Source organism: Halomonas sp. THAF5a (assembly GCF_009363755.1).
Taxonomy (GTDB): domain Bacteria; phylum Pseudomonadota; class Gammaproteobacteria; order Pseudomonadales; family Halomonadaceae; genus Halomonas.
The window spans coordinates 251,633-273,055 of record NZ_CP045417.1; the positions used below are offsets into that span (position 1 = coordinate 251,633).

At 72.7% G+C, this 21,423-nt stretch carries 22 protein-coding genes; 6 read left to right on the forward strand and 16 right to left on the reverse strand.

The window, feature by feature from the left end; all coding sequences use genetic code 11:
- Positions 1–59: 59 nt before the first annotated feature.
- The 5 genes from FIU83_RS01115 to FIU83_RS01135 are packed head-to-tail and all read right to left on the reverse strand — an operon-like array spanning position 60 to position 4,576.
- The gene (locus FIU83_RS01115) at positions 60–902 is read right to left on the reverse strand and encodes an SDR family oxidoreductase (RefSeq protein WP_152482365.1); all 843 of its coding nucleotides are present in this window, start codon (positions 900–902) and stop codon (positions 60–62) included.
- The gene (locus tag FIU83_RS17725) at positions 889–3,069 is read right to left on the reverse strand and encodes an AMP-binding protein (RefSeq protein WP_152482366.1); all 2,181 of its coding nucleotides are present in this window, start codon (positions 3,067–3,069) and stop codon (positions 889–891) included. Before FIU83_RS17725 ends, FIU83_RS01115 begins: the two co-directional genes overlap by 14 nt.
- Positions 3,053–3,751, reverse strand: coding sequence for a thermostable hemolysin (locus FIU83_RS01125; RefSeq protein WP_152482367.1), 699 nt, complete (start codon positions 3,749–3,751; stop codon positions 3,053–3,055). Before FIU83_RS01125 ends, FIU83_RS17725 begins: the two co-directional genes overlap by 17 nt.
- A gap of 40 nt (positions 3,752–3,791) precedes the next feature.
- Positions 3,792–4,232, reverse strand: coding sequence for a C40 family peptidase (locus FIU83_RS01130; protein WP_152482368.1), 441 nt, complete (start codon positions 4,230–4,232; stop codon positions 3,792–3,794).
- Complete coding sequence (locus FIU83_RS01135; protein WP_152482369.1) at positions 4,232–4,576, reverse strand: hypothetical protein; 345 nt, start codon at positions 4,574–4,576, stop codon at positions 4,232–4,234. Before FIU83_RS01135 ends, FIU83_RS01130 begins: the two co-directional genes overlap by 1 nt.
- A 228-nt stretch (positions 4,577–4,804) precedes the next feature.
- Here FIU83_RS01135 and gloA point away from each other — a divergent pair, with 228 nt between their 5' ends.
- Complete coding sequence (gene gloA / locus FIU83_RS01140) at positions 4,805–5,350, forward strand: lactoylglutathione lyase (protein ID WP_152482370.1); 546 nt, start codon at positions 4,805–4,807, stop codon at positions 5,348–5,350.
- A gap of 87 nt (positions 5,351–5,437) precedes the next feature.
- A complete protein-coding gene (locus tag FIU83_RS01145; protein WP_152482371.1) occupies positions 5,438–6,406 on the forward strand; it encodes an ABC transporter substrate-binding protein in 969 nt (322 codons plus the stop codon).
- A 74-nt stretch (positions 6,407–6,480) separates the two neighbouring features.
- Here FIU83_RS01145 and FIU83_RS01150 read toward each other — a convergent pair whose 3' ends face one another.
- The 8 genes from FIU83_RS01150 to FIU83_RS01180 all read right to left on the reverse strand — a co-directional run bounded on the left by FIU83_RS01150 (position 6,481) and on the right by FIU83_RS01180 (position 15,136).
- On the reverse strand, positions 6,481–7,659 hold the full coding sequence (locus tag FIU83_RS01150) for a lipocalin-like domain-containing protein (RefSeq protein ID WP_152482372.1): 1,179 nt from the start codon (positions 7,657–7,659) through the stop codon (positions 6,481–6,483).
- A complete protein-coding gene (locus tag FIU83_RS01155; RefSeq protein ID WP_253939513.1) occupies positions 7,656–10,181 on the reverse strand; it encodes an ABC transporter permease in 2,526 nt (841 codons plus the stop codon). The genes FIU83_RS01150 and FIU83_RS01155 overlap by 4 nt, the downstream gene beginning before the upstream one ends.
- A complete protein-coding gene (locus tag FIU83_RS01160; RefSeq protein WP_152482373.1) occupies positions 10,172–10,858 on the reverse strand; it encodes an ABC transporter ATP-binding protein in 687 nt (228 codons plus the stop codon). Before FIU83_RS01160 ends, FIU83_RS01155 begins: the two co-directional genes overlap by 10 nt.
- A gap of 92 nt (positions 10,859–10,950) precedes the next feature.
- Positions 10,951–12,102 carry a zinc ABC transporter substrate-binding protein gene (locus FIU83_RS01165; protein WP_152482374.1) on the reverse strand — a complete coding sequence of 384 codons (1,152 nt, stop codon included), beginning with the start codon at positions 12,100–12,102 and terminating at the stop codon, positions 10,951–10,953.
- A 23-nt stretch (positions 12,103–12,125) separates the two neighbouring features.
- Positions 12,126–13,016, reverse strand: coding sequence for a metal ABC transporter permease (locus FIU83_RS01170; RefSeq protein WP_152482375.1), 891 nt, complete (start codon positions 13,014–13,016; stop codon positions 12,126–12,128).
- Positions 13,000–13,734: a metal ABC transporter ATP-binding protein gene (locus tag FIU83_RS01175; protein ID WP_152482376.1), complete on the reverse strand. Its 735-nt coding sequence runs from the start codon at positions 13,732–13,734 to the stop codon at positions 13,000–13,002. Before FIU83_RS01175 ends, FIU83_RS01170 begins: the two co-directional genes overlap by 17 nt.
- Positions 13,734–13,883 carry a hypothetical protein gene (locus FIU83_RS17405; protein WP_172975998.1) on the reverse strand — a complete coding sequence of 50 codons (150 nt, stop codon included), beginning with the start codon at positions 13,881–13,883 and terminating at the stop codon, positions 13,734–13,736. Before FIU83_RS17405 ends, FIU83_RS01175 begins: the two co-directional genes overlap by 1 nt.
- 74 nt (positions 13,884–13,957) lie before the next feature.
- Positions 13,958–15,136 carry a UbiH/UbiF/VisC/COQ6 family ubiquinone biosynthesis hydroxylase gene (locus FIU83_RS01180; RefSeq protein WP_152482377.1) on the reverse strand — a complete coding sequence of 393 codons (1,179 nt, stop codon included), beginning with the start codon at positions 15,134–15,136 and terminating at the stop codon, positions 13,958–13,960.
- 89 nt (positions 15,137–15,225) lie between these two features.
- On the opposite strand from FIU83_RS01180, the gene FIU83_RS01185 reads away from it, so the two are divergent.
- Positions 15,226–15,696, forward strand: coding sequence for a TspO/MBR family protein (locus FIU83_RS01185; RefSeq protein ID WP_152482378.1), 471 nt, complete (start codon positions 15,226–15,228; stop codon positions 15,694–15,696).
- Positions 15,697–15,721: 25 nt separating this feature from the next.
- Here the strand turns inward: FIU83_RS01185 and FIU83_RS01190 are convergent, their stop codons facing one another.
- Positions 15,722–16,315 carry a cyclopropane-fatty-acyl-phospholipid synthase family protein gene (locus tag FIU83_RS01190; RefSeq protein ID WP_152482379.1) on the reverse strand — a complete coding sequence of 198 codons (594 nt, stop codon included), beginning with the start codon at positions 16,313–16,315 and terminating at the stop codon, positions 15,722–15,724.
- A gap of 400 nt (positions 16,316–16,715) precedes the next feature.
- Here FIU83_RS01190 and FIU83_RS01195 point away from each other — a divergent pair, with 400 nt between their 5' ends.
- The 3 genes from FIU83_RS01195 to FIU83_RS01205 all read left to right on the forward strand — a co-directional run bounded on the left by FIU83_RS01195 (position 16,716) and on the right by FIU83_RS01205 (position 19,522).
- Positions 16,716–17,927 (forward strand): YbfB/YjiJ family MFS transporter, encoded by a 1,212-nt coding sequence (locus tag FIU83_RS01195; protein WP_152482380.1) that lies wholly within the window; start codon positions 16,716–16,718, stop codon positions 17,925–17,927.
- Between the two features lie 137 nt (positions 17,928–18,064).
- The gene (locus FIU83_RS01200; protein ID WP_152482381.1) at positions 18,065–18,406 is read left to right on the forward strand and encodes a YbjQ family protein; all 342 of its coding nucleotides are present in this window, start codon (positions 18,065–18,067) and stop codon (positions 18,404–18,406) included.
- A gap of 162 nt (positions 18,407–18,568) precedes the next feature.
- Positions 18,569–19,522, forward strand: coding sequence for a DUF4349 domain-containing protein (locus tag FIU83_RS01205; RefSeq protein WP_152482382.1), 954 nt, complete (start codon positions 18,569–18,571; stop codon positions 19,520–19,522).
- A 118-nt stretch (positions 19,523–19,640) separates the two neighbouring features.
- Here the strand turns inward: FIU83_RS01205 and FIU83_RS01210 are convergent, their stop codons facing one another.
- Both FIU83_RS01210 and FIU83_RS01215 read right to left on the reverse strand, forming a co-directional pair.
- Entirely contained in the window at positions 19,641–20,567 is a 927-nt protein-coding gene (locus tag FIU83_RS01210; protein WP_152482383.1) for a glycerophosphodiester phosphodiesterase, read from the reverse strand.
- Between the two features lie 217 nt (positions 20,568–20,784).
- A complete protein-coding gene (locus FIU83_RS01215; RefSeq protein WP_253939514.1) occupies positions 20,785–21,333 on the reverse strand; it encodes a GNAT family N-acetyltransferase in 549 nt (182 codons plus the stop codon).
- Positions 21,334–21,423 lie beyond the last annotated feature (90 nt).

Consider the following 21,423-nt stretch of genomic DNA (forward strand, 5'->3'; position numbering starts at 1 on the left):
CGCTGTCGGGATAGTCGCCGGGCGCGAGGCGGCTGTCGAGCCCCTGGGCGGTGTGCGCCTCACGGCGTCTCGCCCCCGGGGCGGGCGAGGAAGCGGCGAATGGTGGGCAGCTGGCGGCGCAGGGCCCGGTCGACCAGGCTCGGGGCGATCGCGTTGATCCGAGCGAAGAGCCGCTCCGGGCCGCCCAGCTGGGTCTCCTCGCGCCCGGTCTCGATGGCCCGGCGCACGCGATGGGCGACCCGCTGGGGAGCATCCATGGCGTTGCCCAGCGCCCGGTTCATCGCCTCGACCTCGGGGGCGTTCATGGCGGTGCGGGTGGCCCGGGGCGCCACGTGCAGCACGCGGACCCGGGTGTCGGCGAGCTCGCGGCGCAGGGCCTGGGTGAAGCCCCGCAGGGCGAACTTGGTGGCGCAGTAGCCGGCCTGGCCGGGATAGCCGAGGCTCCCGAAGGTCGAGCCCAGGTTGACCACCCAGCCGTGCTCGGCGGCGAGCAGCCGGGGCAGCAGCGCCCGGGTCAGCTGCAGGGTGCTGGTGAGGTTGAGGGTGACCAGCGCCTCGAGGTCCTCGTCGCTCGAGGCCTCGAAGAGCCCCGCCCGGTTCACCCCGGCGGCGTTGATCAGCATGGTGCAGCCCGCCTCGACGGCCGCCTCGACCAGCCGCCGGCGCTCCTCGGCGCGGGTCAGGTCGGCGGCGACGACCGTCACCCGGCCCGGATGGCGCGCCGCCAGGGCGTCGAGGGCCTCCCGGCGGCGTCCGGTGATCACAAGCCGCGCGCCGGCACCGGCCAGCTCCTCGACCAGCGCCTCGCCGATGCCGCCGCTCGCCCCGGTGAGCAGCACCGTCTGGGCGGCCCAGCCGCCCTCGGGGAGGCCCGGGGTCCCGGGCGTTTTAGTCCAGCGCATCGGCGAGCTCCCGGGTCGCGTCGCCGCCGGCACAGCGGGCGGTGACGCCGCGGAACATGGCGCCGTAGAGGCGATAGACCATCTTCGCGGTATCGATCACCGCCGCCAGCTCGGCCTCGTCCAGGCGGTTCACCAGCCCCTCGAAGAAGGCGAGGTGGCCGATGTCCAGGCTGCCGTGGGAGGTCAGGTAGCGCACCGCGTCGTCCGGCAGGCCGAGGTTCGCCTGGAGACCCTCGGCGGCCCGGGTGGCGATCGCCGTGCTGGTGCCCTCGAGCACCTGCACCATGCCGAAGAAGCCCACCGGGTTGCCATGGGCGATGACGTCGCGCACGTGGGAGACCATCAGCGCCGTGGCCGGGGCGGGCGGTGTGGCGGCCGCGGCGTCCGCATCGCCACCGGCGGCGCGGATGTCATCGAGGATCCACTGCTCGTGGCCGTGCTCCTCGTCGATGTACTCCACCAGGGCGCTGCGCAGCCAGCCGAGACGCTCGGGCAGGCGCGCGCCGCAGGCCATCATCAGCGGCACCGTGAAGCGCACGTGGTGGTAGGCCTGGCCGAGGAAGGCCAGATACTCCTCGCGGCTCACCTTTCCGTCGAGGGCGCGGGTCAGCAGCGGGGCGGCCAGCAGCCAGTCGCGCTCGGCGCGAGTGGCGTCCTGCAGGTGTTGATAGGGGGTCATGGGGTGGCTCCTTCGGGGCATGGATGGATCGAGCGGGGTAGAGCGCGACGGCGCGTCGGCGGGGCGCCGGAGCCAGTCGCGATAGGCGGCATGGAGGACGTCGCGGCGCAGGCGGCCGTTGGCCGTCAGCTGCCGGTTGTCGGGGGTGAAGGGCGGGCAGCGCCGCCACTCGCCGACCCGGGCATAGTCCGGGAGGGCGGCGTTGGCGGCGGCCACGGCCGCCGCCAGGTCGCGGTCGTCGAGCGCGGGGTCGGCGGGCACGATCAGCGCCCGGTTGCGGGCCAGCGCCTCGCCATGGACCAGGGCCTGGGCGATGGCGGGCCGGGCGCGGAGCTCGCCCTCCACCCACTGGGGGTCGACGTTGCGGCCGTAGGCGGTGATGAAGACGTCGCGGCGTCGGCCGTCGAGCACCAGGTGCTCGCCCTGCCAGTGGCCGAGGTCGCCAGTTCGGTGCCAGCCGGCCAGCGGCGGCTCGCCCAGGTAGCCGAGCATGGTGGCGCCGCGCACCCAGACCTCGCCGTCGGCCGCGACGCGGACCTCGGCGTGGGGCAGGGGACGGCCCACGCCGCGGGCGGGCTCGCCGGGCCGGTTGAGGCAGACCACCGAGGCGGCCTCCGAGAGGCCATAGCCCTCGATCACTGGCCAGCCGCCGGCCCGGGCCTGTTCGAGCAGCGAGGCGGCGACCGGGGCGCCGCCCACGGCGACCACGCGCAGCCCGGCCGGGGCCCGGGGCGAGTGCTCCACCAGCGCCTGCAGCAGCTGGGGCACCAGGATCAGGCTATGCGGACTGAAGGCCTCGATGGCCGAGAGCGCGAGGCGGGGATCGAAGCCGCTGGCGCCGGTCCAGCCCGCCTCGGCGGTGCCGGGCAGGCCGGCGCTGGCGCCGAGCCACAGCGGCACGTAGAGCCCGCCGATGGTCTCGAGCAGGGTGGCCAGGGGCAGCATGGCCAGGTGGCGCTTGAGGCCGAGCGGCGCCATCGCCTCGGCGAGGCTCTCGGCGACCCGCAGTGGGGCCGCGCGGTCGAGGCAGACCCCCTTGGGCGCCCCGCTGGTGCCGGAGGTGAAGGTGATGGTGCCGGTGCCTGCGTGCAGCCCGGGCGGCGCGGCCACCGCTCGGCGGTCGATGGCCGGGTCGGGGCTCGGGGAGAAGCCCAGCGCCGCGGCGCCGGGGCCGATCCAGGCATCCAGGCCGGCCCGGGCCACCAGATGGCGGCGCTGGGCCTCGCTGAAGAAGGCGGGGATCGGCACGTCGACGCGGCCCGCGGCCAGCAGGGCGAGGTGCCAGAGCGCCCAGTCGAGGCCGTTGTCCAGCGCCAGGCCCACCCGCCGGGCGCCCTGGGCCTCGAGGCGGGCGCGGCGCGCGGCGATCTCGCCGGGCAGCGCGCCGTAGAGGAGGCGTTGCCGCCCGTTGTCCAGGGCCACGGCGTCGGGCGTCGCCTCGGCGTGGTGGGCCAGCCGCGCGAGCAGCGCCTCAGTGCCGGGCCGCATGGGCGACCTCCTCGGGGCGGGTCGGGCCCAGCAGGCCGCGCTCGGTGAGCACGGCGTGGGCCCGGCGCAGGTCGCCGGCCATCACCTGCGGCCGGTGATCGTAGTAGCGACCCCAGTCCGCCTGCCCCTCTCCCAGTCGCGACGGGTCGGCGGCACCCAGCGGCTCGAGGGCGATGCCCAGGCGGCCGATGCCGTTGGCCACCGTCGGCGTCGCGGTGAACACCACCCAGTCGAGGCCATCGACGACCAGCCGATCGATCAGCGGCACGAAGAGGCGCCGCTGCAGGCCGCGGCGCAGGCTCGCCAGGTTGCCGATCTCGGCGATCGCCTCGCGGGCCACGGGGCGTGCGAGGTGGCGGGAGAGGACCCCCTCGACGGGGGCGTCCAGGTAGTGCTCCTGGAAGAGCGGCCCCTCGTCGGCGCGACCCGCGCCCACCGCCGCCAGGGGGACATCGCCCTGCCAGAGCCCGAAGAGGCGGGGCAGGAAATGGCGGATGCGGGCGCCGTGCTCGGCGGCGAAGCAGCGGCGCACCAGCCGCTCGAGGCGCCGGCGCTCCTGCCGGTGGCGGCCCTCTCGCCACGTGAGCGGGGCGTCCGCGGCGCGGATCACGCGCTCGGCAGGCGGGGGCGTCGACGGCCGGTGGCCGGCAGCGGGGGCGGGAACGGGATCGGGAATCGACATCGGGGCGTCTCCATGACGTGTCCCCGATACTGTGGCTGGGTCAACTTAACGACGGCTTAAGGCACGCGCGCCGGTCGTGCAGGAGGGGGGCGGCGATCAAGGCGCGGGGGCGGCGGCCCCCAGGAAGCGCGCCTGCCAGTAGTCCAGGGTCAGGGCGGTGGTGGTGACGCGCCTCCTCGATGCGCGGCAGGGTCTCGAACTGCGCCCGGGAAGTGCGCGGCACGCGGATGCCGGCGCGAGCGTAGGCGCGCTGCACAAGGCCCGAGCAGTCCAGGCCCTGCTCGCCGGTGCCGCCATAGCGATAGGGGGTGCCGAGGGAGCGCCTGGCCTCGGCGAGGATCAGCGCGCGATCGATCGAGAGCGCGCCCGGCTCGTCGCGGGTGGCGAGCTCGCGACCCGCGCAGCCCGTCAGTGCGATGGCGATCAGCAGGGCGATCGCCAGGCGGATCGCGCCGCCCGGGGGCCGTCGACGTCCAGGCATCAGCGAAAGGCGATGCGCGTGCCGCTGGCCAGCAGCTCGTCCGGCGAGAGGGCGTGGCCCGGCACGCCGATCATCTCGTCGCCGCACTGGTCGCCCCAGGTGAGCACGCCGTGGGTCAGGCCGATGCCGCCTAGCAGGTCGCGGATCTCGCCGGTGCCGAGGAAGGTGCGCGTCTTGCCGTCGGCGTCGGAGAGCTCCGAGACGTCGTTGGCGTGGTGGAAGCGCACGGTGTAGATGCCGTCCATCGATTCGACCTCGACGATGGGCGTCAGGCCGTGGGCGACGGCGTTGGCGATTTCCTTGAGGGTGACGTGGTCACCCAGCTGGTAGGCCGCGATGGACATGGGAAGTGCCTCTCTCGTTGTCGGAGTGTTGTACAAGGTTCTGTACAACTAGTGTAGAAGGTTGCCGGGCCACAGCAAGGGCGAGCGCATCGTCATGGCGAGCCGCGGTGCCTGCCGGGGGCTGGAAAAGCCTGCCCGTCGTCCCCACTTCCTTCATTCTCGTCACCATGGCGGCATCGTGCCGCGATTTTTTGGCCCATTCGCTACTTGCACCCACAGGAGTCCCGCATGAGCTTCCAGGGAGAACAGCACCCGGGCGTCCAGGCGCCCACCGCCGAGAGCAACGGCTTCCGCCTCAACCACACCATGCTGCGCATCAAGGATCCCGAGACGGCGCTGGCCTTCTACACCCGCGTGTTCGGCATGCGGGTGCTGCGCCGCCTCGACTTCGAGGAGATGCAGTTCTCGCTCTACTTCCTGGCGCGCCCCGAGGCCGGTGAGGCGGTTCCCGAGGATCGTGACGCGCGCACCGCCTGGACCTTCGACCAGCGCGGCGTGCTGGAGCTGACCCACAACTGGGGCACCGAGACCCAGGACGACTTCGCCTACCACGACGGCAACGCCGAGCCCCAGGGCTTCGGCCACATCTGCTTCAGCGTGCCGGATCTGGAGGCCGCCCAGGCCTGGTTCGACGCCAACGGCGTCGAGTTCGTCAAGCGCGCCGACCAGGGCAAGATGAAGGACGTGGTGTTCGTGAAGGACGTCGACGGCTACTGGATCGAGGTGGTCGAGGCGGGCCGCATGGCCGGCAAGGGAGACGGCGCGCAGGCCTAGCGTTGGCAGCGCCCGCTTGATCGGTGACGCCGGGCGGCCTAGGTTCATGTATTGGTTTTCAACGGCATGACCTGCCAAGGAGTCTCCATGAACCTGTCCCTTCGCCCCCTGACGCTGGCCCTCGCCGGCACCCTGCTGGTCGCCCCGCTGGCCGTGAGCAGCGTGGCCCAGGCCGCCGAGCCGGAAGACGTGCGCTTCTCGGTGCCGGCCTGGCCCGGCGTGACCGTCAAGACCGCCCTGGCGACCACCCTGCTCGAGACCCTCGGCTACGAGGTCACCCAGGAGGAGCTGGGTTCCACCATCACCTACGAGGCCCTGACCCAGGAAGAGATCGACGCCTACCTCGCGGCCTGGCTACCCGCCCAGCAGGCCATGTTCGATGCCTCCCTAGAGAAGGATGCCATCGTCGACCTGGGCAACAACGTCGACGGGGCGCGCCTGGGTTTCGCCGTGCCGACCTACGTCTACGAGGCGGGAGTGACCAGCGCCGAGGACCTGGCCGACGAAGAGATCGCCGATAAGCTCGACCGCACCATCTACTCCATCGAGGTGGGCTCCGGGATGAGCGATACCCTCAACGGGGCGGTGGAGAACGACACCTATGGCCTCGGCGACTGGGATCTCTCCGAGACGTCCACGCCGGGCATGCTGAGCGCCGTCGACGCCGCGATCGATCGCGAGGAGTGGATCGTCTTCGCCGGCTGGACGCCCCACTGGATGAACATCGAGTACGACGTGCAGTACCTGACCGACACCCAGGACATGTGGGGGCCCGAAGGCGGCCGCAGCGACGTGCGTAGCCTGGTCTCCACGGCCTTCAATGCGTCCAATCCCAACGCCACCCGACTGCTCGACCAGCTCAGCTTCACCGCCGACGACCAGAGCGCGATGATCCGCGGCTTCAGCTACGAAGAGCGCGAGCCGGAAGAGGTAGCCCTGGAGTGGATGCGCGAGAACCCCGCCAAGGTCAAGGCCTTCCTCGAGGGCGTGACCACCCTCGACGGCGAGCCGGCCTGGCCGGCGGTGCAGCAGGCGCTGGAGATCCCCGCCGCCTGATCCTGCCCTGCGTGATGTGACGAGGCCGCCCTCAGGGGCGGCCTCGTCGTCATTGGGGCCATGAAAACCGCGCGTCAGTAGCCGGTCATCTCGAGGTAGCCCTCTCCCCGCGGGGTGCCGTCGTCGCGGTCGGTGACCCGCACCGCGCCCTCCCAGTAGCTCACGGTGGTCGCCATCCAGCGCTCGGCATGGGGCGCGGCCACGATCAGGTCGAGCCCCCGCCCCGGGAGCTCGAGCCGCCAGCGGGTCGGCATCTCGCGCCCGGCCACCGGGCGGCGCTCCAGCGGGGTCAGGCGCAGGGCATCGCGCTCGAGCGGCGTGGCCTCGCCGGCGGGGGTGATCCAGGTGCCGGAGAGATAGTCGCCGCCCCCCTCGCCGCCCCCGCGCAGGCGGAAGGCCATCAGCTTGTGGCCGTCGTCGAGGTGCAGCGAGAACCAGTCCCAGCCGGTCTGGTCGGGGCCGAGCAGCTGGCTGCTCCACTCGCGGTCGAGCCAGGCGCGGCCGGTCACCGTATGGGTCTCGCCGGCCAGGGTGACCTCGCCGGCGACATCGAAGAAGGGCTGGCTCACGTAGATCGAACCCTGGCCGTCGGCGGACTTCTGGCTGAAGCCGCCCTCGCCGTGGCGCACCAGCGGGCCCCGGGCCGCGAGATCGAGCCGGTAGCCGAAGGCGTCCTCGCCCTCGCCTTCGCGGGCGCGCAGCGTCAGCCGGTCCAGGGCGTCGCGCCCGGGCGTCGCCACGCGGCTCGCCAGCGTCCAGTCGTCGATCCAGGCGCGAAAGGGCCGGGCGGTGACGCCGGCCGGGTCCCGCTCGGGCGAGGCGACATCGGAGTCGCCCCGGGCGAAGCGCTCGGCGACCCGGTGGAGCTCGCCTCGGGAGACCGCCATGTGCGCCATCCACAGCTGCTCGGCGGCCCAGGGACCTGGCGTCGCCGGGCGCTCGGCCGGCGCCTGCTGGGCCTGACGGAACAGCGTCCACTGAATGCCCAGCGCCTCGCCGTCGGCGTCCTCCAGGTTGGCGGTGAGGTACCACCACTCCAGGCGGTAGTCGGGGTGGGCGCCGTGGTCCTCGGGGAAGTGAAGCGGCGTGCCCGGGGCGGCCTGGATGAAGCCGCCGGCCTCGGCGCCGAGCCCGGCGAAGCCCCGGGACGCGGCGGGGGGCGACTCCTCGGCGCAGCCCGCCAGCAGGGGGGCCAGGGCGAAGAGCGCGCCGAGCAGTTGCCGTCGCCATGCGCGGGTCAGGGAACGCCTCATGTGGTCTCCTCCTCGGCGAGCAGCGCCCGGGGTGGGGTGCGCCAGAGCGTCAGGGCCGGCAGGGCGGCGGCCAGCAGTGCGACCGCCACGGCGGTGGCCAGGGTCAGCGCGATCTCGCCGGGAAAGATGTGCAGCGGCAGGCGCCAGCCGAAGGCGGCCACGTTGATCACCGCCACCAGGCAGGCGGTGATGGCGATGCCCAGCGGCACGGCGAGAAGCCCCGTCGCCAGCGCCGTCCCGCCCAGCTGGACGAGCTGCAGGCCCGCCAGGGTGCGGCGCGACACCCCCAGTGCCCAGAGCGGCGCCAGCCGGCGACGCCGCTCCCGGGCCTGGGCCAGCAGGCTGGCGAGCAGCGCCAGGGCGGCCACCGCCAGCGTCAGGGCGTTGAGGGCGCGGGTGATGGCGAAGGTGCGCTCGAAGATGTCGGTGGCGAGCGCCTTGACCCGGCGCTGGTCGATCAGCGCCTCGTCGTCGAGATCGAAGCGCGCGGTCAGCGCCCGGGCGAGCGGGGCGGCGGCGTGCCCCTCGGCGAGCACGATGCCGATGGACGAAGGCGGCGCGGCGAAGCGCTCGCGCAGCCGGGTCGTGGAGAGCAGCACCTCGCCGCGGGGGCTGCCGTAGTCGGGATAGACGGCGGCCACCGTGACCGTCTCTCTGTCTGTGCCCTGGTCGCTCGGCGCCTGCAGGACGAGCCGGTCACCCGGGGCGATGCCCCGGCCCAGGGCCAGCTGCTCGTTGACGAAGGCCTCGCCGTCCGAGAGGGCGGCCCAGGCCGCGTCGCGTCCCTCCCTCGTCGCCAGCAGCGGCCAGCTCGGGGTGAGGCGCTCGCCCGGGGTGAGGCCGAAGAGCGTCACCGGCACCCCCAGGAGGCGGGGATCGCGCCCCCGGGGCGCCAACTCGAGCAGGGTCGATTCGGCCTCGGCGGTGGGCAGCAGTTCGGCGACGGCGTCGCGGCCGGCGAGCCAGGCCTGCACCGCGTCGAAGTGCTCGGCCGGCGGGCGCAGATAGAGATCGGCGGCCAGCCGCTGATCGAGCCAGTCGAGGAAGGTGAGGCGGAAGCCGCCGACCATGCTGCCGACGCCCAGGTTGGCGGAGAGCGCGATCGCGAGCGCCATCATGGCGAGCGACAGCCGCGGCAGCTGCAGCTGCAGATCGGCCAGGGCCCACTGGGACAAGGGGCGGCGCCGGGCGAGTCTGCCCAGCCACGTCAGGCCCACCGCCAGCAGCGGCGCGAGCCACAGCGCGACGGCCAGCAGCAGCGCCGCGATCAGCACGAAGCCGGCGATCAGCCCCTCCCCAGGCGGCCGGGTCGCGAGCCATCCCCCGGTGGCCAGCGCCAGCAGGGCGGCCCCGCCGCCGGCGAGGACCTGGCGTCTCAGCTGGCGCCGGTAGCCGGCGCGCCAGGCCTGGGCCTGGCCGAGTGCCAGCACGCCAAGCCGGGCGGCCCGCCACAGGGTGCCGCCGCCGGCCACGGCGAGCCCGCCCAGGGTCACGCCGAGCCCGCCGAGCCAGTAGTGCCAGGGCAGCGCCAGCCGGGTGCCCACCGCGGCGCCGTAGAGGTTCTGCAGGGTGGCGGCCACGTCCGGCAGCAGGGCGCGGGCGAGCCACACGCCGCTGGCGATGCCGGCCAGGGCGCCCATGAGCCCGAGCAGCACGAGCTCCAGGGCCAGCACGCCGACCAGGGTGCGGCCCGGCACGCCCAGGGCGCGCAGGGTGCGCAGTAGCCCCAGGCGCTGCTCCAGCGCCAGGCCCAGCGCCGCCTGGACGATGAAGAGCCCGACGATCAGCGCCAGCAGCGCCATGGCGGTGAGGTTGAGGTGAAAGCTCGCGGTGAGCTCGCCGGGAGTGGCGAGGGTCGCGGCGCGGACCAGCCGATAGCCCGCGGGCGCCGCCGCCAGGGCACCCGCCTCGACCCCCAGCCGGTCGAGGCGCTCGTCGCGGCCGAGCAGCCTTGCCGCGGCGGCGATGTCCATCACCAGGGTATCCGGCGGCAGCGAGGGGGCGAGGGCCAGGGGCGGCAGGCGCCGGCCGTCGGCCAGCGCCGGAGTGGCGCCGGGGGCCGTGGCGGCCTCGCGCCCCAGGCGCTCCGCGGTCTCCGGCGCCAGGCGGGTCTGGCCGGGCGGCATGAAGAAGGCGGTGAGGTCGTCGCCGGCCCCCGGCGTGGCGAAGGCGCTGTCGCCGGGCAGGGTCAGCGGGTCGATGCCGATGACCATCAGCCGCTCGCCCGCGACGCTGACCACCTCCCCCTCCAGCAGCGGCGAGACGGGCAGCCCCGCGCGGCGCAGCGCGACGAAGTCATCCCGGGAGAGCGCCGCGCCGTTGCGGCGCTCGAGGCGATCCAGGCCGCCGGTGAAGAGCGCCTCGGCCCGGGCGTAGCTCTCCCTGGCCGAGGCGTTGATCGCCTGCACGCCGCTCCACAGGGCGCCGGCCACCCAGAGGCCCAGCAGCAGCATGGCGAGCTGTCCGGGGTGGCGGCGATAGTGGCCGAGTAGCGTGACCAGGGCGACGAGGATCAGGCGCACGCGTCGCCCTCCGACGGGCGATGCGGCGCGAGCCGGCCGCGGCTGAGCCGCAGGCAGCGCGTCAGCGGCGCGGCGACTCGCGGGCTGTGCGTGACCATCAGCAGGCTGCAGCCGGTATCGCGCACCAGCGCCAGCAGCAGCGCGAGCACCTCGCCGGCGGTGGCCTCGTCGAGGTTGCCGGTGGGTTCATCGGCGAGCAGCAGGGCGGGGCGCGGCGCCAGGGCGCGGCCGATGGCCAGGCGCTGCTGCTGGCCGCCGGAGAGCTGCTCGGGGTAGCGGTGCTCCAGCCCGCCGAGGCCCAGCCGCGCGATCAGCTCGGCCGTCCAGTCGGGACGCTCGCGGCCCGCCAGGCGCGCCTGCAGGCGCAGGTTGTCGCGCACGGTGAGGCTCGCCACCAGGTGGAACTGCTGGAACACCAGGCCCAGAGTCTCGCGGCGCCGCCGCGCCCGGGCCGGTTCGGCAAGCGAGGAGAGCGCCCGCCCGGCGAGGTAGACCTCGCCGCGGTCGGGCAGGTCGAGGCCCGCGGCCAGGTGCAGCAGGGTCGACTTGCCGCTGCCCGACTCGCCCATCAGCGCCAGGCTCTCGCCGGGGGCGAGGGTGAGGTCGACCCCGGCGAGCACCTCGAGGGCGCCCTGGGGGGTGGCGTAGGCCTTCTCGACCTGGCGAAACTCGAGCATGGCGACGGTCCTGGCGAGGGGCGTGGCTCGATGTTACACAAAAACGGGCGCCATCCGAGGATGACGCCCGCGTGCGTGCCGTGCGCGAGGCCTCAGTGCGCGTGGTCGTGCCCGTGCTCATGGTCGTGCTGGTGGTCGTGCTGGTGGTCGGGTGACGCCGCGTGGTCGTCGTGCGCATCATGGCCCTGCTGTTCATGGCCCGGCTTTTCATGATCCGCTGCCAGGGCGTCGTGGAGCACCCGGGCGTTGTGGCGCAGCATGCCGAGCCAGCTCGAGGCCTCGCCGTCGCTTGCCAGGGCGTCGGCATAGAGGGTGCCGGCCACCGGCAGGTCGGTCTCCTCGGCCAGCTGGTCGATCATGGCGGGGCTGGTCATGTTCTCGTGGAACAGCGCCCGGACGTTCTGCTCGCGGATCACGTCGATCAGCCGCGCCATGTTGGCCGCGCTCGGCTCGCCGGCGGTGGAGAGCCCCTGGGGCGAGAGGAAGCGCAGGCCGTAGGCGCGGGCGAAGTGGCCGAAGGAGTCGTGGCCGGTGATCACGCTGGTGTCGGCGGGGATCTCCTCGAGCAGCGCGCGCAGCTCGGCGTCGGCCTCGTCGATGGCCGCCAGGTAGCGCTCGGCGTTGGCCCGGTAGGCGTCGGCGTGGGCCGGGTCGGCGGCGATCAGGCCGTCGCGGATGTTGCCCACGTAGACCTCGCCCAGGCCCAGGTCCTGCCAGGCATGGGGGTCCGCGCCGTCGTGGTCGTGGCCGTGATCGTGGCCCCGATGAGCGTCGTGATCCTCGTGGCCGGCGTGGTCCGCATGATCGTCATGGCCAGCATGATCGTCGTGGCCCTCGTGGCCCTCGTGGCCCTCGTGGCCCTCGTGGCCCTCGTGGTCGTCGTGGGCGCCGTGATCGTCGCCTTCGGCGAGGTGCGCCTCGAGGCCGTCGGTGGCGACCGCCAGCGGGCCGTCGAAGTCGCTGGCGTCGATCAGCCGCTCCATCCAGCCCTCGAACTGCAGGCCGTTGAAGACCACCAGGTCCGCCTCGGCGAGCCGGCGGGCGTCGGTGGGGCGCGGCGAGTAGACGTGGGCGTCGCTGTCCGGCCCGACCAGCGCCGTCACCTCGACGTGGTCGCCGCCGACGTGGTCGATCATGTCGGCGAGGATGCTGAAGCTGGTGACCACCTGGACGCGTTCGGCGGCCAGGGCGGGCAGGGCCAGCAGGGTGGCGGTGAGCAGGGCGAGGGGGCGGGAGAGGCGCATGGTGGCTTCCTTCTTGGGTGGCGTCAGTGGGGCTCGGCGGCGCCCAGCGGCATGGCGTGGCGGCGCCGGCGGGCGGCGAGGCTGTGGTGGCGGCCGAACAGCGCGGAGAGCACGTAGGCGAGGCCGGCCAGCAGGATGATCGCCGGGCCCGAGGGCAGGCTCAGGTGGTAGGAGAGCATCAGGCCGCCGGTGCTGGCCGCCAGCGCCACGCCGATGGCGATGGCGATCAGCCCCTCCAGGCGCTGGCTCCAGAAGCGCGCTGTGGTGGCGGGCAGCATCATCAGGCCCACGGCCATCAGGGTGCCCAGGGTCTGGAAGCCGGCGGTGAGGTTGAGCACCACCAGGCCGAGAAAGATGCCGTGAACGAGTCCGCCGCGCACCCCCTGGCCGCGCAGGAAGAGCGGGTCCAGGCACTCCACCACCAGGGCGCGGAAGATCACCGCCAGGGTGATCACGATCAGGCTGCTGATGCCGGCGATCAGGATCAGGGCGGTGGAGTCGACGGCGAGGATCGAGCCGAACAGCACGTGGGTGAGATCCACGCTGCTGCCGCCCAGCGACACCAGCATCACCCCCGCGGCCAGCGAGATGAGGAAGAAGCTGGCCATGGCCGAGTCCTCCCTGTGGCCGGTCATCTGCGAGACGCTGCCGGCGAGCACCGCGATCAGCAGGCCCGAGAGGATGCCGCCGAGGCTCATGATCGGCAGCGAGAAGCCGGCGGCCAGGAAGCCCAGCGCCACCCCGGGCAGGATGGCGTGGGCCATGGCGTCGCCGATCAGGCTCATGCCGCGCAGCATCAAAAACACCCCCAGCGGCGGCGCGGCCAGCGACAGCGCCAGCCCGGCCACCAGGGCGCGCTGCATGAAGCCGTAGTCGAAGGGGGCGAGCAGCCAGGCGTCAAGCAGTGCCAGCACGGGAGGTCTCCGGGAAGGTCAGGGGCAGGCGCGGCGCCCGGGGCGCCAGGCCGCTGTGGTGGTCGAGCAGGGCATCGGGGCGCACCCAGCGGCCGTGGCCGCCGGAAAGCAGCAGCACGTCGTCGGCCAGGCGGGCGAGCTGCTCCATGTCGTGGAGCACCACCAGGATGGTGGTGCCCTGGCGGGCCATGTCGCGCAGCACCTCCATCAGCACCTCCACCGTCTCGATGTCGACGTTGGCGAAGGGCTCGTCGAGCAGCAGCAGCTCGGCCTCCTGCATCAGGGTGCGGCCGAACAGCGCGCGCTGGCGCTGGCCGCCGGAGAGCTCGCCGAGCGGGCGGTGGGCCAGGTGCGAGATGCCGAGCTTGGCCATGATCTCGCGGCCGCGGCGGTAGTGGGGGCCGCAGTAGCCCTTCAGGGCGCCGTGACTCGGCCAGGTGCCGGTCATGATCAGCTCTTCCACGCTCATCGGGAAGGTCAGGTCGAGCGCCAGCTGCTGGGGCAGCCAGGCGCGGCGCTCCCTGGGCACCGTGCATTCGACCCGGCCGGCGACCGGCTCGAGCATGCCCATGATCGCCGCGATCAGGGTGCTCTTGCCGGCGCCGTTGGCGCCGATCAGCGCGGTGATGGCGCCATCCATGAAGCGCCCGTCGAGGTGCTCGAGAACCGTCTGGCCGCCGCGGGCCAGCTGCAGGTCGTGCAGTTGCAGGCGTGTCATCAGGACCACCACCCCGCGGCCCAGGAGACCGCTAGCCACAGGGCGGCCAGCGGCGCGGCGGCCAGCAGCAGCCGGCGCGTCGCGGAGAGCGACATCAGCGAGAAGTGGCAGGGCCCTTCGGGGCGGTGCCGGTGGTGTCGGTGTGCCATGGGAGCGCCTCCGGGAATGCGGCGGAGGTTATAACATAACGCTGCCCGCCCGGGCCACCGCGTGTTGCGCTTCGTCAGAGCCCCAGGGCATGGCGCATCACCTGCCGCTTGGCCCCCGTCAGGCGGTCGGCCACGGCCAGGCCGGCGGCGCCGGCCCGGCGCAGCGCCGCGGTTCCGGTGAAGACCCGGTGGAAGGTCTCCATGGCGGCGATCATCGCGAGAGTCTGGGGCCGCCGCTCGCGGGCATAGCCGGCGAGGAGCCGGCGCTCTCCCGGGTCCTCGCCCGCCTGGAAGGCGGCGATCACCCGGCGACTCAGCGCCTCGGCGTCCTGCAGGCCGAGGTTGAGCCCCTGGCCGGCCAGCGGGTGGATCACATGAGCGGCGTCGCCCACCAACGCCAGGCGCGGTCGCACGTAGCGCTCGGCGTGGCGGCGACGGATGGGGAAGCTGGCGCGACCCAGCACCGCCTCGACGCCGCCGAGGCGGTCGGGGAAGTCGCGCTCGATGGCCCGGCACAGGGTCTCGTCGTCGAGCTCCTCCCGGGCTCGGGTGGCGGCGTCGTCGTCGTACCACACCAGCGAGGCGCGATGGCCAGGCAGCGGCAGCATCGCCCGGGGGCCGCGGGCGGTGAAGCGCTGCCAGCTCACGTCCTGCTGGGGCAGGCGTGTCTGCACATTGATGATCAGGGCGCGCTGGCCGTATTCCTCGTCGCGGGTGGCGATGCCGGCAAGCTGACGGGTGCGGGAAGCCGCCCCATCGGCCCCCACCACCAGCCGCGCGGCCAGCAGCCGGCCGTCGTCGAGTTCCAGCAGGCCGTGCTGGCCGCCGGGGAGCCAGGCCGCCGGGCCAGCGCCGGTGATGACGGTCGCCCGGGGCATCTCGGCCAGCCGCTGCCACAGGGCGCGGCGGATCACTCGATTCTCGACGAAGTGGCCGAAGTCCGGCAGTTCGAGCGCCTCGGCGCTGAATCGGACATGGCGCCGGCCGGCCTCGTCGCTGGCCTCGATGTGCTGGAAGGGGCAGCGCCGGGCCTCGGGGATGAACGCCCAGGCGCCGATCGCCTCCAGCAGCCGCTGGGAGGCGAGGTTGAGCGAGGAGACCCGCAGGTCGAAGGGGGCATCGACGTGGATCGCCTCCGGGGGCTCGCCGCCCTCGACCATCGCCACGCGCAGGCCGGCCTGGGCCAGGGCCACGGCGGTGGCCGCGCCGACCATGCCGCCGCCCACGATGAGGGTATCCAGGATCTCGTCCATGTCGTTCTCCCCGTGTCTATGCGTCACCATCTTCGACGGCGGGACCGCCACCGCCTAGGATACCGACTCCACCATGATTGGGAGTGATCATGACCACGACGCGTTCCGCCCTGGTGCTGATCGGCTGGCTGGCGCTGGTGGCGCTGGCCGCCCTGAGCGGTATCGCCACCCCGCCCGGCGACTGGTACGCCGGGCTCGCCAAGCCGCCGCTCACGCCGCCCGACCTCGCCTTCCCCATCGCCTGGAGCACGCTTTACCTGCTGATGGCGCTGGCCGCCTGGCGGGCCACCCTGGCCGCCCCGCCTGGGGCGCGCTGGTTCACGCTCTGGCCCTTCCTGGCCCAGCTCGCTGCCAATGCGCTCTGGTCGATCCTCTTCTTCGGCCTGCACTGGATGGGCCCGGCGCTGCTCGACCTGCTGCTGCTCTGGGGACTGATCGTGCTGACCCTGCGCCGCTTCGCACGGGTGTCACCCGCCGCCGCCTGGCTGCTGGTGCCCTACCTCGCCTGGGTGAGCTTCGCCGCCTACCTCAATGCCGCCACCTGGTGGCTCAACGGCTAGGTCATGATGGCCGCCGGCGGTCACGTCAGCGCTTGCGGGCGATGAACTGCACCACGGCCCCCAGGCAGGTATGGCCGCGACCCTCGATAACCGGGCGGTCGAACTCGCGGCTCGCGAGGATCTCGAGCTCGGCATAGGCCGCCTCCAGCTCCGCGGCGGTGGGGGTGCGATCCGGGGTGTCCGGCCCGCCGGTATCGCGCGGCACCTGGGCCGGGGTGTAGGCCTCCAGGATCAGCACGCCGCCGGGCTTCAGGGTGCGTACCACCTGGCGATGCAGGTGCGGGCGCCCCGCCTCGGGCAGGTGACAGAAGATCGACACCACCGCGTCGAAGGCCTCGGCGGCGAAGCGGTGTTCCGTGAGATCGGCGTGAAGGGTCTGAAGCGCAACGCCCTCGGTCTCGGCCAGTCGGGCGGCCTTGCGCAGGCCGACCGCGGAGGCATCCACGGAGAGCACTCGATGGCCGAGCCCGGCCAGGTAGACGCCGTTGCGCCCCTCGCCATCGGCCAGGCACAGCACCCGCTTCGGCGGGGCGCCGATCAGGTCAACATGCTCGCGAAGAAAGTCGTTGGGTTCGGTGCCGTAGAGGTAGTCGTCGCTGTCGAAGCGTTCATCCCACATGGCCGTTCCTCATCTCTGGCGATGGATAGGGTCATCGAGCCTACCAAGGTGGCGGGAGAGCGTCTGTGGGGTAGGGTGTCGCACCTCGCCCGCGTAAACTCCTCGCCCCCCGAAAGATGCACAGGAGTGGTGAGATGCCACAGACGTTCTCCTCTCGTATCTCCCTCGCCGCCGCCGAGATCGGTGCTCGCGATATGCCTACCGCCGGGGTGACCTACAGCTTCTGAGGATCCGGTGACGGCTCGGCTTTGCCGTGAGGCGGGGCCATGCTCCGCGCCGAAGGTCGCATCGGCCTGGCGCGCATTTCCCCTTACCCTGAGGCCCACCGGCGGCCACGCCGGCGAGTTCGTTCCCGTGAGGCCAGGAGGCGGCCTTAACTGTCGCTCAAGGAGAGCCCGGCATGGCGAGACCCTTTTCTCTTTCCCCGCGTCTCAGGGTCCTGCTGGCCGGCCTGTTCAGCCAGCTGCTGTGCGTCGGGGTCGCGCGTTTCGCCTACACGCCGCTGCTGCCGGTGATGCAGCAGCAGACCTGGCTGAGCGATGCCCAGGGGGGCTGGCTGGCCGCCCTCAACTACGCCGGCTATATGCTCGGGGCCTTGATCGCCGCCTCCATCGGCAGCCTTCGGCTCAAGGACCGGCTCTACCGACTCACCCTGGTACTGGCCCTGCTCTCCACGGCGGGCATGGCGCTGGCCGACAGCTTCTGGCTATGGGCGACGATGCGTCTGATCGCCGGGTTCTCGAGCAGCGGTGCCATGCTGCTCGCCTCTGGGCTGATCCTGCACTGGTTGATCAGCCATCGGCAGCGCGGCGAGCTCGGCATCCATTTCGCCGGCGTCGGCCTGGGCATGCTGCTGGCCGCCCTGGCCGTGGAGCTCATGGTGCGCCTTGCGCTTGGCTGGCAGGCCCAGTGGTGGGGGTTCGCCACCCTGGCGGTGGCGCTGCTGATCCCGGCCTGGTGCTGGCTGCCGCGCCCCGCGGCGCCGGTGCCGGGCAGCGGGGCAAGCCCGCCCCGGGCCGAGCCCCCCAGCCGCACCTTCATGCGGCTGATGCTGGCCGCCTACTTCTGTGCCGGGTACGGCTTCGTGATCAGTGCCACCTTCATCGTCGCCATTGTCGAGCGCGAGCCGCTGCTGGCCGGGGCCGGCAACTGGACCTTCGCCCTGGTGGGTTTGGCGGCGGCGCCCGCGGTGATGCTGTGGGATCTGGTCGCCCGCTGGATCGGCTATCTCGGCGCGCTGATCGCTGCCATGGGCCTGCAGGTGGTGGGGATCGTGCTGCCGGCGGTGACCGACAGCCTGGCGGGGGTGCTGACGAGCGCGGTGCTCTACGGCGGTACCTTCCTGGGCTGCGTGAGCCTGGTGCTGACCATGGCCGGCCGGCTCTATCCCCAGAGCCCGGCCCGCATGATGGGACGCATGACCCTGGCCTACGGCGCCGCCCAGATCCTCGCGCCGGCATTGACCGGCATGCTCGCCGAGGCCACCGGCCACTACGACATCGGCCTGTGGCTGGCCGGTGGCTTCGTCGCCCTGGGGGCGGTGCTGCTGGTGTGGCTACGCCTGATCGACCGCACCGCTCAGCGGCTGGACGACGAGGCCAGGGCGATCTGAATCCGGGCGTCGCTCCGTCGTCGCCGCCTGACATCTTGCCCGGTCGCGCCCTGGCCGCGCATGATGACCGGGCGGTCGCCGTGCACTGAGTCGCGCGCTGCCGCTCACCATGATCGCCACCACAGGGAGTGCCGTGCATGTCAGAGCGCGTGATCCTCACCACCTCCTCGCACCTCGAGGGATACCGTGTGACCGAGCACCTCGACATCGTCTCCGCCGAGTGCGTGTTCGGCATGAACGTCCTCAAGGACATGTTCGCCGGCTTCCGCGATTTCTTCGGCGGGCGCAACAAGTCTTCCCAGGACGCACTGCGCGATGCCCGGGTCGCCTGCCTGGACGAGCTGCGCCTCGAGGCGGCGTCGCTGGGCGCCAATGCCGTGGTTGGCATCGACCTCGACTACAGCGAGATCTCCGGCGGCGGCAAGTCGATGCTGTTCCTGGTGGCGACCGGCACGGCGGTGAAGGTCGCCCGGGGCTGAGCCGAGCGCGCTCCCGGGAGCAGGGGCATCGAGGCCGAGGCGATCGAGGGCCGGGATCGACTCATCGCCGGGAGGCGCCGATCCCCATGAGGCGGGTGTTCCGACGCAGGCGGCGGGCGGGATGCTAGGCTTGAAGCGTCGCTTCTCGTCAAGGATGACCCCATGCCCGTTCAGCCGCGCCGCCTCCTGCCGTTGCTCCTCTGTCTGCCACTGGCTGCCGGTCTTGGCGGCTGCGACCAGGCCCCGCACACCACGGCGCCGCCGGCCAGGCTCGCTTCCCCGTCGGCGGATATCGCCGGTGAGGCCCTGGTGCGCGCCGCCCCGGAGGCCAGCGCCAAGCGCGATGCCGAGCCGCGCATCGAGGAGCGCCGCGACTACCGCCTGCAGTTCGAGGCGGCCGAGCCCCTGCTGACCGCCTACCGCGAGACCCATGAGGCCTGCCTGGCCAGCCCCGACTGTCAGGTGCAGCAGGGGCGCCTGCAGACGCCGCGGCACGGCCTGGCCAGCGCCTATCTCGCCATGCGCGTGGCGCGCGATCGGGTCGCGGAGGCCGAGCCGGTACGGCTGGTGACCGAATCTCCGGCGCTGAGCGGGGTGGAGATCATCCGCAACGATCGCACCCAGCAGATGATCGACACCGAGGCCCGCCTCGCCCAGCAGATCGTGCTGCGCGAGCGCCTCCAGGAGCTGGCCCGGGAAGGGCGCGGCTTCAGCGAGCGGCGCATCCAGGACCTGCTGCAGGTAGAACGCGAGCTGGCCCGGGTGCAGGGGGAGATCGAGTCGATGCAGGGCCAGCAGCGCCACCTCGCGCGGGTCACCGACACCGTGGCGATCGCCGCCAGCTTCCAGAAACAGCGCTGGGTGGAGCCCCACCAGCACGGCGTGCTCGCTCCCCTGTGGCGAGCGCTGGACCGCAGCGCGGCGCTGTTCTTCGAGTCGGTGGGCCAGGTCATCCTGGTGGTGGTGTTCCTCACGCCCTGGCTGGTGCTCGGCCTGCCGGTGCTGTGGCTGCTCAGCCGGCTGTGGCGCCCGGTACGGCGGGGCCTGGGGCGGATGGGCGCGGGCCGCCGGGCGCGGCGTCGGCGGGCGCGGCGTCGGCGGGTGGAAGAGGGGTAGGCCGCACCGGGCCCGAGGCGGCCATGCGGGCGAGGGGCCCAGGAAACCCGGCCGGCACGGGATCGCTCCCGGGCCGGCCCGTGTCATCCGACCTCTCGGCCATGTGAGGCGAGGCGCCTTACTCCACGATCTCGCGGAGCCGATCCGGGAAGTTGGTGAACATGCCGTCCACGCCCCAGTCGAGCAGGCGCTGCATCTGCTCGGGCTCGTTGATGGTGTAGGGATGCACCAGCAGCCCGTTGGCGTGGGCCTGTTCCACGAAGCTCTTGTCGATCACGTCCTCGCCGTCATAGACGACGTTGGGGCCGACGCCCACGGCGTACTCGGCGATGGCCTGGAAGTCGGCGTCGGTGATCTCGGCGGGCGCCGGGGTCACGCCGGTCCACTCGACCAGGCCGTCGCCGTCCTCGGCGGGGGAGTACCACACCAGCTGCACCAGCGGGATGTCGGCGTTGAGCTCGTGGACCTGCTCGAGGCTGTCGCGGCTGAACGACTGGATGATCACCGAGCCGGCGTCGACCAGTCCCTCGGCCTCCAGGGTCTCGACCAGGGCCCGCTGCAGCTCCGGGTAGCGCTCGGGCGACTTGGTCTCGATGTAGTAGCGCACATCACGCCCGTAGCGGTCGATCACCTCATCCAGGGTCAGCAGCCGGGCGCCGGCGTAGGCGTCGTCGGCCCGCTCGGGGTGGGCCTGGTTGAACCAGGAGCCGGCGTCCAGCGCCTTGAGCGCCTCGAGGGTGAAGTCCTTCACCTTGCCTTCGCCGTCGGTGGTGCGCTCCAGGGTGGTGTCGTGGATCACCATCAGCTCGCCGTCGGCGTTCATGTGCAGGTCCAGCTCGAGGTAGTCGGCGCCCATCTCGCGGGCCAGCTCGTAGGCCGGCCAGGTGTGCTCGGGCGCGTGGCCGCTGGCCCCGCGGTGGGCGATGATCTGGAATTGCTGCAGGTCGTCGAGCTGCTGCTCGAGGGCGTCGGCCTGGGCGGTGAGCGGGGCGGTGAGCCCGAGCGCCAGGGCGGTGGCGAGGGGAAGGCGGATGAGGATGTTCATGGGCGTCCTTTTATTGAATGACCGTGCAATAACCTAGCGGCCCTAGCGCCGGCTGGCAAACGTCGAGTCGATGGCGGCGGCGGTCAGCCGCGTGACGGCATGCTGGCATGACGAGGTGACAGCGCCGAGACATCGGTGGTGGTCAGCAGGGTCGTCATCCATCGCAGGTTCTTCGTGTCTCCCTCCTCTCAACGTGATGGGTCGCTCCCTGCGTTGCCTACCAGAACACCGGGTCGTCGAGTGCCGCGACGCAGCGCGCCTTGCCCTGCAACGGCGTCATCTCGGCCCCCGTCAATGACTGCGCCAGCCAGCCCTCGGGATGCTGCAGGGGGAAGGGCGCCGGCGCGAAGGCCTCGCTGATCGGCGCGAAACCGATCCGCGCGTAGTAGCCCGGATCGCCATAGGTCATGGCGACATCGACCCCCGCGTCGCCCAGCGTCTTCAGGCCGTGGCTCAACAGCCGCTGCCCGATGCCCTCCCCCTGCCGCTCGGTCGCCACCGCCACCGGGCCCAGCACGAACACGGTTCGCGCCTCCCGGTCGTAGATCAGCCGGGAGAAAATCGCCCCACCGACGATCGTTCCACCGGCCTCGGCGGTGAACACGTAGCGATCCGAAGCCGGGGTGTCGGCCAGCAGGCGGCGCACCAGGTCGCCGATCAGCGCGCCCTCCGCTGCGCCTTCCGAGGCCGTGAAGGTCGCGGTGAACAGGGCGACGAGTGCCGGTTCGCGCCCCTTGCCGGCCTGAGAGATGTCCATCGGTGCCATGCCCCTCGGTGTGTGCCTGCCCTGCCGGGTGACGGCCCAGCTGCGGTCGCCCGGTTCGTCCCAGTGTGCGGCGCTTTTCCTCGCGTGTCA

Coding starts and splice junctions, on each gene's coding strand:
- FIU83_RS01115 (WP_152482365.1), bottom strand. CDS start 902: ATGCGCTGGACTAAAACGCCCGGGACCCCGGGCCTCCCCGAGGGCGGC.
- FIU83_RS17725 (WP_152482366.1), bottom strand. CDS start 3,069: ATGCGGCCCGGCACTGAGGCGCTGCTCGCGCGGCTGGCCCACCACGCC.
- FIU83_RS01125 (WP_152482367.1), bottom strand. CDS start 3,751: ATGTCGATTCCCGATCCCGTTCCCGCCCCCGCTGCCGGCCACCGGCCG.
- FIU83_RS01130 (WP_152482368.1), bottom strand. CDS start 4,232: ATGCCTGGACGTCGACGGCCCCCGGGCGGCGCGATCCGCCTGGCGATC.
- FIU83_RS01135 (WP_152482369.1), bottom strand. CDS start 4,576: ATGTCCATCGCGGCCTACCAGCTGGGTGACCACGTCACCCTCAAGGAA.
- gloA (WP_152482370.1), top strand. CDS start 4,805: ATGAGCTTCCAGGGAGAACAGCACCCGGGCGTCCAGGCGCCCACCGCC.
- FIU83_RS01145 (WP_152482371.1), top strand. CDS start 5,438: ATGAACCTGTCCCTTCGCCCCCTGACGCTGGCCCTCGCCGGCACCCTG.
- FIU83_RS01150 (WP_152482372.1), bottom strand. CDS start 7,659: ATGAGGCGTTCCCTGACCCGCGCATGGCGACGGCAACTGCTCGGCGCG.
- FIU83_RS01160 (WP_152482373.1), bottom strand. CDS start 10,858: ATGCTCGAGTTTCGCCAGGTCGAGAAGGCCTACGCCACCCCCCAGGGC.
- FIU83_RS01165 (WP_152482374.1), bottom strand. CDS start 12,102: ATGCGCCTCTCCCGCCCCCTCGCCCTGCTCACCGCCACCCTGCTGGCC.
- FIU83_RS01175 (WP_152482376.1), bottom strand. CDS start 13,734: ATGACACGCCTGCAACTGCACGACCTGCAGCTGGCCCGCGGCGGCCAG.
- FIU83_RS17405 (WP_172975998.1), bottom strand. CDS start 13,883: ATGGCACACCGACACCACCGGCACCGCCCCGAAGGGCCCTGCCACTTC.
- FIU83_RS01180 (WP_152482377.1), bottom strand. CDS start 15,136: ATGGACGAGATCCTGGATACCCTCATCGTGGGCGGCGGCATGGTCGGC.
- FIU83_RS01185 (WP_152482378.1), top strand. CDS start 15,226: ATGACCACGACGCGTTCCGCCCTGGTGCTGATCGGCTGGCTGGCGCTG.
- FIU83_RS01190 (WP_152482379.1), bottom strand. CDS start 16,315: ATGTGGGATGAACGCTTCGACAGCGACGACTACCTCTACGGCACCGAA.
- FIU83_RS01195 (WP_152482380.1), top strand. CDS start 16,716: ATGGCGAGACCCTTTTCTCTTTCCCCGCGTCTCAGGGTCCTGCTGGCC.
- FIU83_RS01200 (WP_152482381.1), top strand. CDS start 18,065: ATGTCAGAGCGCGTGATCCTCACCACCTCCTCGCACCTCGAGGGATAC.
- FIU83_RS01205 (WP_152482382.1), top strand. CDS start 18,569: ATGCCCGTTCAGCCGCGCCGCCTCCTGCCGTTGCTCCTCTGTCTGCCA.
- FIU83_RS01210 (WP_152482383.1), bottom strand. CDS start 20,567: ATGAACATCCTCATCCGCCTTCCCCTCGCCACCGCCCTGGCGCTCGGG.
- FIU83_RS01215 (WP_253939514.1), bottom strand. CDS start 21,333: ATGGCACCGATGGACATCTCTCAGGCCGGCAAGGGGCGCGAACCGGCA.